Raw genomic sequence first — 11,479 nt, forward strand, 5'->3', positions numbered from 1 at the left:
TTCAGGATACGCCGCTGTATCCGATGCGTGACCGTATCGGATACACTCGTGTATCGCAAGGCCGCCCGTGCGGGTGGCGCCGTCCGACAGTGGGAGCATGTGCGGCGTGACCACCGACCTCGACCCGACCCGAGTCGACCGCGGCGCCGAGAGCGAGACCCCCCTCTCTCCGCGTCGCGAGCGCACGCGCGAGCGCCTGCTCGACGCCGCCTACGGGCTGTTCGCCGAGCACGGCATCAACGGCACGTCGATCGAGGCGGTGTGCGAGGCCGCGGGCTTCACGCGCGGCGCCTTCTACTCGAACTTCGAGACCAAGGAGTCGCTGTTCCTCGCCCTCAGCGAGCGCGAGATCCGGATGCGCATGCGCAGCCTCGAGGCCGCCGTCGAGCACCTGCCCGAGGACCCGGTGCGCGACGGCGTCATCGCGCCCGAGGCGATCGCCACGATCGTCGCGGCCGTCATGGACGACCCGCGGGACGAGCGCCGCTGGTGCCTGATGAACGCCGAGCTCGAGCTGCTGGCGCTGCGCGACCCGCAGGTCGCCGCGCGGTTCGCGGACCAGGAGGAGTCCTTCCGGGCGGAGCTCGCGGACATCCTCACGCGCGTGCTCACGAGCGTCGGGATGCGCTTCGCGATCGATGCCGCGGGAGCCACGCGCGTGCTCATCAGCGCCTACACGTGCGCGGCCAGGGATGCGTTCCTCGGCCCCGCCGGCGACAACGCGGTGCGGCGCGCGCAGGCCGCGGACTGGCTGCCTGCGCTCGTCGGGCGGCTCGTCGAGCCGGACCCCGACGCGGCCTGACGCCGCGCCTCGCCTCGCGACGCGACGCGACCTTGTGGGTGGCGCACGTCACACTGGCCGCATGACCCTCACCTTCAGCGGCGCCGTCGTCGACTGCGCCGACCCCGCCGTCGTGGCGGACTTCTGGCAGGCCGCGCTCGGCTGGACGGGGCGCGAGACCGGACCGCACGGCGAGGCCGTGCTCTACCCGCGCGACGGCGAGACGGTGCTCGGCCCGCCGAGTCTCGTCTTCCAGCGGGTCCCCGAGGGCAAGGCGGTCAAGAACCGCGTGCACCTGGACTTCTCCTCGTCCACCCAGGCGGCCGACGTCGCGCGGCTCGAGGGGCTCGGCGCACGCCGCGTCGACGTCGGGCAGGGCGAGGCGGACACGTTCGTCGTCATGGCCGACGTCGAGGGCAACGAGTTCTGCGTGCTGCGCGGGGACTGACTCCGGCGGCGGTGTCACGCCCGCCGTCCCTCCTCGGTCGAACGGTCATCAGGACGCCCCGTGGCGGCTCGCCCGGTCCGTCCGCCGACCGACGGAGGAGAGAGCCATGCCCGAGAACCCGCTCGTCGTGCTCCTGCACGGCGCGTTCGCCGAGTCCGCGAGCTGGTCGGGCGTGATCGCCCGGCTCCGCGCGCACGACGTCGACACGCTCGCACTCGCGAACCCCCTGCGCAGCGTCGTGACCGACGCGCAGTACCTGCGCGACGCCGTCGGCGACGCCGGGCGCCCGCTCGTGCTCGTCGGCCACTCCTACGGCGGCATGGTCGTCACGGAGGCCGCGGCCGAGGGACTGGGGGACGTCGTCGGCCTCGTCTACGTAGCCGCGTTCGCCCCCGACACGGGCGAGAGCGCGGCCGACCTCGCGGGCCGGTTCCCCGGCAGCACGCTCGCCGGCGCGCTGGAGAGCACGTCGCTCGTCGACGACGTCGACGATCTGTGGATCCGTCCCGACGCGTACCACGCGCAGTTCGCCGCGGACCTCCCGGAGGAGGACGCCTACGTCGCCGCCCGGACGCAGCGCCCCGTCACGGACGTCGCGCTGAACCAGATGCTGCTCGCCGGCACCCCGGCCTGGAAGGCCGTGCCGTCCTGGTTCGTGTTCGGCTCCGAGGACCGCACCATCCCGGTCGCGGCGCACCGCTGGATGGCGGAGCGCGCCGCGGCGCGCGGCGTGGACGAGGTGGAGGGCGCGTCGCACGCCGTCGCGGTCTCCGCGCCGGACCGGGTCGCCCGCACGGTGCTCGCCGCCGTCGGCGCGTCGCGCACGGCCGCGGCCTGACGGCGCCCCGGAGAGCGAGGAGACGACGATGATCACCACCACCGCGCTCGGACCGGTCTCGACGGTCGACGCCGGACCGCTCACCGTCGGGTACGTGGAGGCGGGCGACCCCGCCGGACCGCCCGCGGTGCTCCTGCACGGCTACCCGTACGACGTGCACAGCTACGTCGACGTGGTCTCGCTGCTCGCCGCCGAGGGGCTGCGCGTGATCGTGCCCTACCTGCGCGGCCACGGGCCGACGACGTTCCGCGACCCGGGCGCGATGCGCTCCGGCCAGCAGGGCGCCCTGGGCTCCGACCTGCTCGCGCTCCTCGACGCGCTCGACCTCCGCTCCCCCGTGCTCGCCGGGTACGACTGGGGCGGGCGCGCCGCGTGCGTCGTCGCGGCGCTCTGGCCGGAACGCGTCCACGGCCTGGTCTCGGTCAACGGCTACCTCGTCCAGGACGTCGCCGCTGCGCAGACGCCGATCCGGCCCGACCTCGAGGCCGGGTTCTGGTACTTCTGGTACTTCTCGACCGAGCGCGGCCGGCGCGGGCTCGCGCAGAACCGGGCCGAGGTCGCGCGCGTCGTCTGGACCCGGAACTCACCCGAGCGGTCGTTCACCGACGCCGAGCTCGCGCGCGCCGCCGAGGCCTTCGACAACCCCGCCTACGTCGACGTCGTCGTCCACTCCTACCGCCACCGGCTCGGTCTCGCGCCGGGTGACCCCGCGTACGAGGACCTCGAGCGACGCCTCGCGGCGCTGCCCCGGATCGACGTCCCGACGATCACCCTCGACGGGCTCGCCGACGGCAACTTCCCCGCGACGGACGGGTCGGCGACGGCGCGGTTCTTCGGCGGGCCGCGCGAGCACCGCCAGGTGCCGCACGCGGGTCACGACCTGCCCGCCGAGGCCCCCGAGGCATTCGCGCGGGCCGTCCTCGACCTGGTGCGGCGCCCGACCGACGGCTGACGCGCGTCATCCCGTGTCGGGGTCGTACACCGCCGTCGCGCCCACGGGCGGGTCCCCGACGTCCGCGACCGGACGGGGCGCGTACGACTCGACGGTGAGGTCGGCGCGCTCGACGCGCTCGAGCCGGAACCAGCGGATCGCCTCGCGCGACCGGCACCACGCGACGAGGTACCAGCGCCCGTCGGTGTGGGCGAGCAGCACGGGCTCGACCCGGCGCGACGACGTCGCGCCCCGGCCGTCCCGGTAGCGGATCGCGAGCACGCGCGACCCGGCGAGCGCCTGCTCGACGGCGCGCAGCACCCCCAGGTGCGACCGTGCGCGCCCCACGACGTCCCCACTGGCTGCGGTGGAGGCGTCCGGCGACGCGTCCGGGGCGTCGTGGCGGACCCACACCCGCGCGGCGAGCGCCTCGGCCCGCTCGCGGTCCCCGGCCGCGAGCGCGTCCCACACCTTGCCGCGCGCGGCGAGCGCGTCGACCGCGAACGGGCTGCCGGGCGGGAGCGTCGCGAGCGCGACCGCGACGGCGACCGCCTGGCCGGGCGTGAAGTTGACCGGCGGCAGCGACGCGCTCGGGTCGAGCACGTAGCCACCACCGGGACCGGCCTGGGCCCAGATCGTCAGACCGGCCTGCTGCAGCGCGGCCACGTCGCGCTTGATCGTCCGCTCGCTCACCTCGAGCGCCGCCGCGAGGCGTGGACCCGTCGTCCCGGTCCGCCCCGCCCGCCGCAGCTCCTCCGCGATCGCGTAGAGACGCTCCGTCCTGTTCACCCGATGATGGTGACAGACAGGTGTCACCGATGCCCTGCGAAGGTGGGTGCATGAGCAACCACGACACGACCGAGCAGCCCCTCCACGTCGTCCTCGTCCCCGGCTTCTGGCTGGGCGCCTGGGCGTGGGACGGCGTCGTCCCCCACCTCGAGGCCGCCGGCCTCGTCCCGCACGCCGTGACCCTCCCCGGCCTGGACCCCGGTGCGACCGCGCAGGACCGCGCCCGGGTCACGCGCGAGGACCACGTGGACGCGGTCGCGCGGCTCGTCGACGGGCTCGACGGACGGGTCGCGCTGGTCGGCCACAGCGGCGGCGGGCCGGTCGTGCAGCAGGTCGCCGACCGCGACCCGGCCCGGATCGAGCGGATCGTCTACGTCGACACCGGCCCCCTCGCCGACGGCGCCGCGCTCTCGCCCGGCCTCCCGGCCGACGCCGCCGAGGTCCCGCTGCCCGACTGGGAGACGCTGGCCGAGGACGGGTCGAGCCTCGACGGCCTGGACGACACGGCGCTCGCACGGTTCCGCGAGCGCGCGGTGCCGACGCCCGGCCCGGTCGCACGCGGCACGGTGCACCTGACGAACCCGGCTCGCCTGGACGTCCCCGCGACGGTGATCTGCTCGTCGATCCCGTCGGCCGTGCTCGCCGAGCTCGCGCACCCCGGCCCTCCCCTGCACACCGAGCTGGGGGAGCTCACGGACCTCACGTACGTCGACCTGCCCACCGGGCACTGGCCGATGCTCTCGCGCCCGCGCGACCTCGCGACCGCGCTGGTCGACGCGGTCTCCTGATCGACGCCCCGCGCCGCACGGCCAGGTCGTGAGCCGGTCGCACGGGAGGGCCGTGCGACCGGCATCACACGTTCTCCGGAAAAAAGTCACCGAACTCGCGTCACAGACGGCGACTTGTGCCGTCTTGTCGGGTGAAAGCGGTCACCAGGCCGCCCGAAGACCGACCGACGACGAGACGGACCATGCACGACACCCTGCCCTCCGCCCCCTCGCGCACCGAGGTGCGCACGGCCCTGCTCTGGGCCCTCGAGCACGACCGCGACGCCCTGCTGGAGCACCGCGAGACGACCCAGCACTGCGCGTGGGCCGCGGCCCGGGGTGCGGCCGACCGGCGCCTCGTGCGCCGCTGGCGTGCTGCGTTCGCCCCGCTCCCGTCCACCGTCGCCTGACGCGGAACCCCCGGACCCGGGTCCCCGGGCCGCATCCGTACGCGGGCCTGCGGGCGAACCCCGGACGAGAGGGCACGTCCGCCCCCTCGGGAGGAGGTCGCCATGTTCGCGTCGCTCGCTGCCGGATCCGGCGGGACGATCGGCGTCACGGGGGTGGGGAACGGCATGTCGCAGTGGTTCCTGATCTTCGGTGCGCTCATCATCACCGCGATCCTCGTCGGCTCGATCTACGAGCTCGGCAAGGCCGTGCACGACCGGCACGTCCACCAGCGCCGCCCGGTGCACCGCTGACGCCCGCCTGACCACGGCCGCCCACCCACCACCACCGGCCGCCACCACCGCCGCCGTCCCGGCCCCGGAGCGCGCGACCTCGCGTCCCACGACGCGGCGTCCGACACTGGGAGGAGGACGACGAGGGCCGGTGACGCGATGGTCGGGACCGTGGCACGTGTCCCCCGCGCCGAGCAGGGCGCGAGGCGGGACGAGCGCGCGCCCGGCGGTCCGGACGGCAAGGGTGTCGGCGGCGCCGAGCTCGACCTTCCCGCCGCGTACTCCCGCTGGGCCCCGCTCGTCCGCGCCGTCGTCGCCCGGCGCCTGGGCGACCCGGCGGACGCCGACGACGCGACGCAGCTCGTCTTCCTCGCCGCGTGGCGCTCGCGCGACCGGTTCGACCCCGCGCGCGGCGACCTGCCCGTCTGGCTGCTGGGCATCGCGCGCCACGTGGCCACCGACCTCCTCCGGGCGCGGGCGCGCGAGGCCCGGCGGCGCGAGGCAGCGTCTCGACCACGGCTCGCGACGACCGTCCCCGACCCGGCTGACGACGTCGCCGCCCGGGTCGACCTCGAGGACGCGCTGCGCCGTCTGGCCCCCGAGCGACGCCGGGTGGTGCGGCTCGTGTACGCGCAGGGGCGCACGCACGCCCAGGTCGCGGCCGAGACCGGCCTCCCGCTCGGCACGGTGAAGAGCCACGCGCGCCGCGGCCTGGCCCAGCTCCGCGCCCACCCCTGACCCGCCGGGTCGAATGTACTGTGATCCAGTTCACACGAACTTGCGGCCGAGACCTGTCGGGAGCGGCCGGTCGGCTCCGACCTCCCCGTGACGGCGCCGACGGGGCGCCGACCGACGGAAGGAACCGACCATGCGGTACATGCTGGTGAAGACCTACACCCAGGCGGCGCACTGCGACCTCCCGATCCACGAGTGGGCGCCGGAGGACGTCGAGGCGCACATCGCGTTCCAGCGGGCGCTCGGCGAGCAGCTCGCGGCGTCGGGCGAGCTGGTCGACGCCCAGGGGCTGGCCGGGCCGGACCAGGCCGTCGTCGTCATGTCCGACGGCCGCACGGCGCCCGTCGTCACCGACGGCCCGTTCCCCGAGTCGAAGGAGTTCCTCGCGGGCTACTGGATCGTCGACGTCGACAGCCAGGACCGCGCGGTCGAGATCGCGGCGCAGGCGTCAGCCGCTCCCGGCCCGGGAGGCGCCCCGATCGGCGAGTACATCGAGGTCCGCCAGGTCATGAGCGCGCCCGCGTCCGAGCAGTGACCGCCACGTGACCGCCACCGCCCCCGAGCCGGTCGAGGACCTGCTGCGGGACCTCCGGCCGCGCGTCCTCGGCCTCCTGGTCAGGCGCTGCGGCGACCTCGCCGACGCCGAGGACGCGCTCCAGGAGGCCTTGCTCGCGGCCGCGACCCGCTGGCCTACGGACGGGCTCCCCGACGATCCGCGGGCCTGGCTCGTGCGGGTCGCCGAGCGCCGGCTAGTGGACACGGTCCGGGCCGACGTCGCGCGCCACCGTCGGGAGGAGACGACGGCGCGCCGGGACCCGGTGTCGGCGCGGCTCGCCCCGGCCGGGCTCACGGGCGCGGCCGGGGCCCCGCGGGCGCCGGACGCGCCCGACGGGGTGCCGGGAGAGGGCGAGGCCGGCGCGGGCCCGGGGGGCGTCGACGACTCGCTCACCCTCTTCTTCCTCTGCTGCCACCCCGACCTGCCGCCCGCGAGCGCCGTCGCACTGACGCTGCGGGCCGTCGGTGGGCTCACGACGGCGGAGATCGCGCGCGCGTTCGGCGTCCCCGAGGCGACCATGACCCAGCGCATCACGCGCGCGAAGCGGCGCCTCGCCGCGCTCGACCGCCCGTTCGCGACCCCGGGGCCGGGCGAGTGGGACGCGCGGCTCGCCGCGGTCCTGCGCGTCCTCTACGTCGTGTTCACCGAGGGCCACACGGCGACCTCGGGGCCGCACCTGCGGCGCGCGGACCTGTCCGGCGAGGCGATCCGGCTGGCCCGGACGGTGCACGCGCTGCTGCCCGACGACCCGGAGGTCGGCGGCCTGCTCGCGCTCATGCTCCTCACGGACGCCCGGCGCGGCGCCCGGACCGGTCCGCGCGGCGAGCTCGTGCCGCTCGCCGAGCAGGACCGTTCCCGCTGGGACAACGCCGAGATCGTCGAGGGCGTCCGGATCGTCACCGCGACGCTCCCGCACGGGCTCGTCGGGTCGTACCAGGTCCAGGCCGCGGTCGCGGCGCTGCACGCGCAGGCGCCGAGCACGGACGCGACGGACTGGGAGCGGGTCCTCGCGCTGTACTCGCTGCTCGAGCGCCTCGACCCGAGCCCGCACGTCACGCTCAACCGTGCGGTCGCCGTCGCGATGGTCGACGGCCCCCGCGCGGGCCTCGCCCTCCTCGACGGCCTCGACGACGCCCTGGCGACGAGCCACCGGCTGCCCGCCGTGCGCGCGCACCTGCTGGAGCGGGCGGGAGAGACGCGGGCCGCCGTCGGGCAGTACGTGGCCGCCGCGGCGGCGACGCCGAGCCCCGCGGAGCGCGACTACCTCACGCTCCGCGCGGCACGGCTGCGCGCCCTCCCGTGACGGAGCCCGAGCGCCTCCCCCGGCGTCGAGCGGGTCGCCCCGTGCTCAGCCGAGCGTCGTCGGCAGTGCCGCGTCGCCCTCTCCCGGCGTGGACCTGAGCACGTGCTCCGCGAGGAACGCGAGCACCACCTGGTACCAGACCTTCGCGTGCTGCGGCTGGAGGATCCAGTGGTTCTCGTCGGGGTAGAACAGGAACCGGTGCACCGTCTCCCCGTCGGCTCCGGCCGGCAGGCCCGACGACTGGAGCAGCTCGTACCAGAGCCGCAGCCCCTCGCCGATCGGGACGCGGTAGTCCTTGTCACCGTGGATCACGAGCATCGGGGTGACGATGTCGCCCACGAACCGGTGCGGGCTGTTCTCGAGCGCCATCTCCGGCGTCATCTCGCGCGCCCAGTAGTACGCGTGGTCCGTCGTCGGGCCGAACTGGTCGAGCGCCCACAGGCTCGCGTGGGTGACGATCGCGCGGAAGCGGTCGGTGTGACCCGCGACCCAGTTCGCCATGTACCCGCCGAACGACCCGCCCATCGCGGCCGTGCGGGTCGCGTCGACCTCGGGGCGCGCCTCCACCGCGTCGGTGATCGCGAGCAGGTCCGTGTACGGGGCCTTGCCCCACGAACCCCAGCCGCGCTGCACGAAGTCCTGGCCGTACCCCGTCGACAGCGCCGGGTCCGGCAGCAGCACCGCGTACCCGCGCGCGACCATGAGCCACGGGTTCCAGCGCCAGCTCCACGCGTTCCACGACCCGAGCGGGCCGCCGTGGATCCACAGCAGCAGCGGCGCGGGGTCGTCCGCGGACGCGCCGTGCGGCAGCGCGAGCCAGCCGCGCACGCGCACGTCGTCCGACGCGGCGGTCTCGACGTCGACGAGCGTGCCCGGGAGGTCGGGCGTCGCGACGGGGCCGCGCAGCGGCGTCGCGGGCACGGGCGTGCGGCTGCCCGCCGCGCCGGAGCCGAGGAACGCCCCGAGGTCGATACGGACCGGGTGCGACGGCTCGAGGTAGCTCGTGCGCAGCGCGTAGGCCGTGCGTCCGTCGGGCGCGACCTGCACGTCCGTGAACACCGCGTCGTCGCTCGTCACGCGCTCGGCCGTGCCGTTCTCCGTGGCGCCGTCCGGCGAGAAGGCGACGAGGAAGACCGGCCCGCGGCCGTCGTCGTCGGCCGTGACGAGCAGCCCCGAGCCGTCGGGGAGCCAGCGCAGCGACGTCGGCCAGCGGTCCCAGTGCGGCACGAGCGTGCGCGGGGTCGCGTGGTTCTCGGCGCGCGTCGTCGCGGAGTCGTCGTGCCCCTCCGTGGTCCCGGCCGGCCCGTCCGGCGCGTGCAGCGGCACGACGGCGAGGCTCTCCTCCGGCGCCTGGTGCGGCGACGAGATGGTCTCGCGCACGAACGCGACCCAGGCGCCGTCGGGCGAGATGCGGGGCCAGTGCGCCTCCGCGCTCGGCTCGTCGACGAGCGTGCGGCGCGCGCCCGTCGCCGTGTCGATCGCGACGAGCGTGTTGCGCACCTGCGGCCCGGGCCCCGCGACCTGCCACGTCGTGACGAGCGTCGTGCCGTCGCCGGACAGGTCGGCGGAGTGGTCGTGCAGCGCGCGGCCCGGGGCGGTCCGCTGCTCGACGCCGCGGGTCACGTCACGCAGGTCGAGGAGCCGGGGGTCCTGGGCCGGGTCGGCGGTGTCGCCGGGCTCGGCACCGGCCGTCCCGGCCGGGTCCGGGAGCGGGTGCGCCGGCTCGTCGACGAGGGTCGTGAGGTCGCCGACGAACCGGTGCGCCTCGTCCGGGCCGCGGTCGTGGTCCCACTGGCGCACGGGGTACGCGCTGTGGAGGATCGCCGCGACCTTGGCGTCCTTGCGCGCGGACCGGAGCTCGGCGTCGTGCGCGAGGTCGCGGGCGCTCGGGAGCACCGACGCCGCGACCGACACGACGGGCGCGTCCGTCGCCGCGAGCGGGCCGCTGACGCCCGCGGGCGCCGTCGCGACGACGCGCGCCTCGCCGCCCGTCGCCGGGAGGAGCCACAGCGCGGCCTTCGGGTCGTCGTCGGACCCGCCGTCCGGGTCGGGCCGGGCCGAGGTGAACAGGACGTCGCCCGCCCCGGTGAACGTCGCGCTCGACTCGCCCTTGGTGCTGCGCGTGAGCCGACGTGCCGGGGCCTCCCCCGCCGGGTCGACCTCCCACAGCGCGGCCCGGTACCCGGTGCGCTTCGGGTCGAGCGTCTGCACGGTCGTGACCAGGCGCGCCCCGTCGGGCGAGAGCGCGAGCCCCCCGACCCGCGGGATCGCGAGGTACTGGTCGAGATCGTGGAACGGAGTCTCGGACGGTTCGGAGGTACCGGGCGTGGCGGCGTCGTTACTCACCCGTACGTCCTATCACGGCAGCGACCCGCGCTCGCCCCCCACCCCGCCCCAGCCCCGCCCCAGCCCCGCCGCCGAACACGACATGAGGGTCGTTGTGCAGTCCATAGCGACCCTCATGTCGTGCTCGACGGCGCGTGGTGTCGTGCTCGGGTGAGGTGCCGACGTACGTCAGTGACCAGACGGCCCGGGCGCGGCGACCCTGGGGTCGTGACGTCTCGTCCGGTGAAGCGCAACAGGTCCACGGCACCGCACGCGACGAGGTCGTTCTGTCGGGCCCGGTCCCGCAGGAGCGCCGCCGGCTCGCTGTGGACGTCGACGCCGTCCAGCTCCGCGATCAGCCAACGGCCGCCGGGAAGCCGCCACCCGAGGTCGCCGCGACCGAGGAGTCGGCCGTCGTCGAACACCTCCACCTGCAGGTCGTCGGGCGCGATGCCGGACTCCGTGCAGTCGAGGCGTGCGAACGTCTCGAGCGGTGACTCGGCGCGGCCGTCCGACTGCGCCCACCAGGCGTGCGTCCGTGCGACACCGCGCCGACCGCGCGCCAGGTCGTGCGCGTGCGCGAGCCCCTGGGCGCACAGGAGGCCACGGTGCCGCGCGCTGTCCATCGCGGCGACGGCGCGCATCCTGCCCATCTCCGGGACGGCCTGCGCCAGGGCCCAGTCCGGCGTCGCGACCCACCTGCCCTCGACCTGCGTGACGGTCATGCCGTCGTCGAACTGCCGCAGCACGATCCCGTCGCGGGACCGTCCGGCGCACGCCCCGGGGAGCGTCACCTCGGGCCTCACATCCGTGCGTACGCCCTCGACCCCGAGGAGCACCAGCGCGCACGGTCCGACCGCGATCGTGTCCGGGCCGTAGGCGAGCAGCCCGAGCCAGGCGGCCCGGCGCCGCAGGTGATCGTGGCGGCGCGGGCCGTCCCGACCACCGAGCGGCGTGGGGATCGTGTCGAGGACCGCGTGGGTGATCCGTTGCCACCGGCCCTGCCTCACGAGACGAGAGCGCCGGTGCGAGCCGACGCCGTGCTGGTCGCACTGCTCCGCGGAGACCAGGCCCTCCTGTGCGCTGGCGAGGGCGAGGAGCTCGGGCGGGACGGCGGTCACGGTGCGCATGCACCGATCGGAGCAGGCCGGGCGGGTCGGCCGCAGCGGCGACCGCGGCCCCTGTGGACGGGACAGCGGAAACCGCGGCCTGTGGACGGCAAGGATGCCCGGCGAGCGCCCCGGCGAGACGCCGTCGAACACGACGTCACCCGCCGCCGAACACGACATGAGGGTCGTTGTGGGCTCCATAACGACCCTCATGTCG

13 protein-coding genes are annotated in these 11,479 nt (G+C 75.8%); 10 read left to right on the forward strand and 3 right to left on the reverse strand.

Annotated features, from left to right (window positions below; translation table 11 throughout):
- Positions 1-106: 106 nt before the first annotated feature.
- From ACFWH7_RS15215 to ACFWH7_RS15230, 4 genes are all read left to right on the forward strand, one after another.
- Positions 107-802: a TetR/AcrR family transcriptional regulator gene (locus ACFWH7_RS15215; RefSeq protein WP_378217449.1), complete on the forward strand. Its 696-nt coding sequence runs from the start codon at positions 107-109 to the stop codon at positions 800-802.
- Between the two features lie 61 nt (positions 803-863).
- Positions 864-1,229, forward strand: coding sequence for a VOC family protein (locus ACFWH7_RS15220; RefSeq protein WP_047231866.1), 366 nt, complete (start codon positions 864-866; stop codon positions 1,227-1,229).
- Positions 1,230-1,335: 106 nt separating this feature from the next.
- A complete protein-coding gene (locus ACFWH7_RS15225) occupies positions 1,336-2,067 on the forward strand; it encodes an alpha/beta fold hydrolase (RefSeq protein WP_378217451.1) in 732 nt (243 codons plus the stop codon).
- 28 nt (positions 2,068-2,095) lie between these two features.
- Positions 2,096-3,019, forward strand: a complete 924-nt coding sequence (locus tag ACFWH7_RS15230) for an alpha/beta fold hydrolase (protein WP_378217453.1) — start codon at positions 2,096-2,098, stop codon at positions 3,017-3,019.
- Positions 3,020-3,025: 6 nt separating this feature from the next.
- On the opposite strand, the gene ACFWH7_RS15235 is transcribed toward ACFWH7_RS15230, so the two are convergent.
- Positions 3,026-3,787: a helix-turn-helix transcriptional regulator gene (locus tag ACFWH7_RS15235; protein ID WP_378217455.1), complete on the reverse strand. Its 762-nt coding sequence runs from the start codon at positions 3,785-3,787 to the stop codon at positions 3,026-3,028.
- A gap of 50 nt (positions 3,788-3,837) precedes the next feature.
- Between ACFWH7_RS15235 and ACFWH7_RS15240 the strand changes: the two genes are divergently transcribed.
- The 6 genes from ACFWH7_RS15240 (at position 3,838) to ACFWH7_RS15265 (ending at position 7,828) form a co-directional block, all read left to right on the forward strand.
- Complete coding sequence (locus ACFWH7_RS15240; RefSeq protein WP_378217457.1) at positions 3,838-4,575, forward strand: alpha/beta fold hydrolase; 738 nt, start codon at positions 3,838-3,840, stop codon at positions 4,573-4,575.
- Between the two features lie 182 nt (positions 4,576-4,757).
- Complete coding sequence (locus ACFWH7_RS15245) at positions 4,758-4,964, forward strand: hypothetical protein (RefSeq protein ID WP_047231861.1); 207 nt, start codon at positions 4,758-4,760, stop codon at positions 4,962-4,964.
- Positions 4,965-5,066: 102 nt separating this feature from the next.
- Positions 5,067-5,255 carry a hypothetical protein gene (locus tag ACFWH7_RS15250; RefSeq protein ID WP_378217459.1) on the forward strand — a complete coding sequence of 63 codons (189 nt, stop codon included), beginning with the start codon at positions 5,067-5,069 and terminating at the stop codon, positions 5,253-5,255.
- Between the two features lie 150 nt (positions 5,256-5,405).
- Positions 5,406-5,972: an RNA polymerase sigma factor gene (locus ACFWH7_RS15255; protein ID WP_378217461.1), complete on the forward strand. Its 567-nt coding sequence runs from the start codon at positions 5,406-5,408 to the stop codon at positions 5,970-5,972.
- 130 nt (positions 5,973-6,102) lie between these two features.
- Entirely contained in the window at positions 6,103-6,504 is a 402-nt protein-coding gene (locus tag ACFWH7_RS15260) for a YciI family protein (RefSeq protein WP_378217463.1), read from the forward strand.
- 7 nt (positions 6,505-6,511) lie between these two features.
- Positions 6,512-7,828, forward strand: coding sequence for an RNA polymerase sigma factor (locus ACFWH7_RS15265; RefSeq protein ID WP_378217465.1), 1,317 nt, complete (start codon positions 6,512-6,514; stop codon positions 7,826-7,828).
- 45 nt (positions 7,829-7,873) lie between these two features.
- Here the strand turns inward: ACFWH7_RS15265 and ACFWH7_RS15270 are convergent, their stop codons facing one another.
- Both ACFWH7_RS15270 and ACFWH7_RS15275 read right to left on the reverse strand, forming a co-directional pair.
- Positions 7,874-10,174, reverse strand: coding sequence for a prolyl oligopeptidase family serine peptidase (locus tag ACFWH7_RS15270; RefSeq protein ID WP_378217467.1), 2,301 nt, complete (start codon positions 10,172-10,174; stop codon positions 7,874-7,876).
- A 113-nt stretch (positions 10,175-10,287) separates the two neighbouring features.
- Positions 10,288-11,283 (reverse strand): hypothetical protein, encoded by a 996-nt coding sequence (locus ACFWH7_RS15275; RefSeq protein WP_378217469.1) that lies wholly within the window; start codon positions 11,281-11,283, stop codon positions 10,288-10,290.
- Positions 11,284-11,479 lie beyond the last annotated feature (196 nt).

The organism is Cellulosimicrobium cellulans (genome assembly GCF_042723955.1).
GTDB classification, from domain to species: Bacteria; Actinomycetota; Actinomycetes; order Actinomycetales; family Cellulomonadaceae; genus Cellulosimicrobium; species Cellulosimicrobium cellulans_H.

Excerpts from the sequence above, each read along its gene's own strand:
- ACFWH7_RS15220 (WP_047231866.1), top strand. The coding sequence starts at position 864 with ATGACCCTCACCTTCAGCGGCGCCGTCGTCGACTGCGCCGACCCCGCC.
- ACFWH7_RS15225 (WP_378217451.1), top strand. The coding sequence starts at position 1,336 with ATGCCCGAGAACCCGCTCGTCGTGCTCCTGCACGGCGCGTTCGCCGAG.
- ACFWH7_RS15230 (WP_378217453.1), top strand. The coding sequence starts at position 2,096 with ATGATCACCACCACCGCGCTCGGACCGGTCTCGACGGTCGACGCCGGA.
- ACFWH7_RS15240 (WP_378217457.1), top strand. The coding sequence starts at position 3,838 with ATGAGCAACCACGACACGACCGAGCAGCCCCTCCACGTCGTCCTCGTC.
- ACFWH7_RS15245 (WP_047231861.1), top strand. The coding sequence starts at position 4,758 with ATGCACGACACCCTGCCCTCCGCCCCCTCGCGCACCGAGGTGCGCACG.
- ACFWH7_RS15250 (WP_378217459.1), top strand. The coding sequence starts at position 5,067 with ATGTTCGCGTCGCTCGCTGCCGGATCCGGCGGGACGATCGGCGTCACG.
- ACFWH7_RS15260 (WP_378217463.1), top strand. The coding sequence starts at position 6,103 with ATGCGGTACATGCTGGTGAAGACCTACACCCAGGCGGCGCACTGCGAC.
- ACFWH7_RS15275 (WP_378217469.1), bottom strand. The coding sequence starts at position 11,283 with ATGCGCACCGTGACCGCCGTCCCGCCCGAGCTCCTCGCCCTCGCCAGC.